2 protein-coding genes and 1 pseudogene are annotated in these 2,544 nt (G+C 61.3%); 2 read left to right on the forward strand and 1 reads right to left on the reverse strand.

The window, feature by feature from the left end; all coding sequences use genetic code 11:
• Positions 1–79 precede the first annotated feature (79 nt).
• Positions 80–223, forward strand: coding sequence for a hypothetical protein (locus tag B7R22_RS19365; RefSeq protein ID WP_172582550.1), 144 nt, complete (start codon positions 80–82; stop codon positions 221–223).
• Positions 224–282: 59 nt separating this feature from the next.
• On the opposite strand, the pseudogene istA (B7R22_RS18115) reads toward B7R22_RS19365, so the two are convergent.
• A pseudogene (gene istA / locus B7R22_RS18115) lies at positions 283–1,247 on the reverse strand (IS21 family transposase); the annotation flags it as partial.
• Positions 1,248–1,384: 137 nt separating this feature from the next.
• On the opposite strand from istA (B7R22_RS18115), the gene istA (B7R22_RS18120) reads away from it, so the two are divergent.
• The coding region (gene istA, locus B7R22_RS18120) for an IS21 family transposase (protein WP_116413094.1) at positions 1,385–2,544 on the forward strand (1,160 nt) is incomplete at its 3' end.

The following is a 2,544-nucleotide window of genomic DNA, read 5'->3' on the forward strand; positions in this document are numbered from 1 at the left end:
CGTCCTCAGCCTCAAAGGCACCAGCTACCGGCTCCGAGGACACAAAACCCTCACCACTACGACAAACTAAACACACCACGTGGCACCGTTTTCAATCGGCAACATTGGTACCATTTTCGGTCGGCGTCAACACGAATCATCGATGCTCGAACTGAAGACCATGAACGACCCAATCGAGCCCACCGAGGAGGCGAACATCCTCCCCGAACTCATCGCAGCCTAAGCTTCAACCACTGACCTCGACCGGTAAAGCGAAAGCACACCACACGAGGGGACGTCACCGGACCGGTCAACCCGAGGCGTTAGTGACAGCCCCGGGTCGAAACGCTCGAATGGCAGCGGAGCAAGAAGGAGACGTTCGGTAGCGAAGTCCTGCCCGACGGTTCTGATTCGGCTATCGATCCGGCGGGCGTCGTCGGCCTCGTCCCAGGCGATGATCTTCTCGTTCAACTCCGCGAGCGAATCCACCACTGGCATCGGCGACAGGTGGTTCCGGCGGAATCGTCCCACGTCACCCTCGATACCACCCTTCTCGTGAGCACCATCAATCCCGGGCAGGCAGTAGAACGGGTCGAAGCCGTAATGGGAGTGAAACAGCAACCACCGTGGGTTCTCCGTGCGTCGCCTGCCCGTGCCGAAGATCACTGTCGTGACCGCGTCGGTGAGGTTGTCGTACTTGATCTGCTTCGTCGGGATCCCACCGAGCGTTTCGAACGCAGCGATATGGCCTTCGAGGAACGCTTCCTGCCCTGAAGTCGGATACACCCGGTGCACTGCTTTACCGGAGTGACACAGCCGGAACGCGAACAATTGACACTTCGTTTTCGCTCCGGCCAAGATCACATAAACGTCACCGAAATCGACCTCCGCCTCAGCCCCAGGCGCGTGTTCCTGAGGGACGAACGCATCACCCAACCGGCCGGCGTCCGCGTTGATCTGTGCTCGACGGAGCCGGACATAGTTCCGCACCGTCGAGTACGAAACTCTGTTGCCCCGTGCTCGTCCGCGAGCCGGGCGAAGACCCGCCGGGCTGTGTGTCGTTGCTTCTTCGGCGCCGTCAAATCATCGGTAAGCATCCGGTCGATGATCGCCTTGAACACGTCAAGACGTGGCGCCGACCGGACCCGCGGCTTTTTCGCTGGCGGCTCCGCCTGCCGCAACGCTTGACGCACCGTTTCCCGGCCCACACTATGCCGGCGCGCGAGCTCCCTGATCGAGAGCTGAATATTCGCTCTCCTGAGAGCCATGGATATTGCCGTTGAGAGCCACTTCGTGAATCTCGGGTGTGTTGTCGTGGGGGCGCGGCAATATTGTCGTTCGGAGCCGGCTGGTTAGGATCCTTCCGCCGTGCGTATGTGGCGCGCGGCAGAAGGAGTAGTCACCAATGGTACGTAGGATCAAAACGAAGCTGGTGCTCGAGCTCCGCGCTCAGGGTTTGACGGGGCGGATGATCGCTTCGGCTCAGGGTGTTTCCCGGAACAGCATCGCTGCGGTGTTTGCTGCCGCGGATCGGGCCGGGATCGACTGGGATGCCATCGCGGGTAAGACTGATGCGGAGGTCTACGCGTTGGTGTTCCCTGGCCGGGGTGAGCACGAGAGCGTATTCGTGCAGCCCGACTGGGAACAGCTCCATAAGGAACTTGCCCGGGTAGGGGTGACACTGAAACTGCTTCACGGCGAGTACGTTGACGGGTGCGCTGTGTCGGGCAGCCCGGCGATGAGTTATGACCGGTTCTGTAAGACGTACGCGGCACACACGATGGTTAGCGGTGCTGCGTCGCGGGTTGGTCACAAGGCCGGTCAGACGGTCGAGGTCGATTGGTCTGGGCCCACGATGCAGCTCGCCGATCCGGTGACGGGCGAGGTGTCGAGGGTGTATTTGTTCGTCGCGTGCCTGCCGTTCAGTAGGTATGCGTTCGTGGAGCCGGCCACGGATATGCGGCAGGACACGTGGCTGTTGGCGCATGTAGCGATGTTTGAGTGGTTCGGCGGGACCGTTCCCCGGGTCGTGCCCGACAATTTGAAGACCGGGGTGATCAAGCATCCTCGTGAGGGCGAGGTGGTGCTGAACGACGCATATCGGGAACTCGCAGCACACTACTCCGCGGCGGTGTTGCCTGGCCGGGTGCGCCGACCCAAAGACAAAGCGAGCGTGGAGAACACGGTCGCCCACATTGCTACGTGGGTGATCGCAGGCTTACGCGATCAGATATTCACCTCACTTCCGGAACTGCGGACCAGAGTGCGGGAGCGGATGGATGCGTATAACCGGGAGCCGTTCCAGAAACGCGCCGGTACACGGCTCAGCGTGTTCGAGACCGAGGAGTTGCCGCTGCTACGGCCGCTGCCGGCAGTGTCATACGAGATCAGTCGGTGGGTGACCGGGCGACGGGTGCAGAAGAACGGGCACGTGGTGTGGGAAAAGAACTTCTACTCCGTCCCTTACTCGCTGATCGGGCAGGCCGTGGACCTGCGTGTCACCGCGCAGCTGGTCGAGGTGTACCGCAATCATGAGCGGCTCACCAGCCACCTTCTGTTCGGTGA

This window comes from Subtercola boreus, from assembly GCF_003399635.1.
Taxonomy (GTDB): domain Bacteria; phylum Actinomycetota; class Actinomycetes; order Actinomycetales; family Microbacteriaceae; genus Subtercola; species Subtercola boreus_B.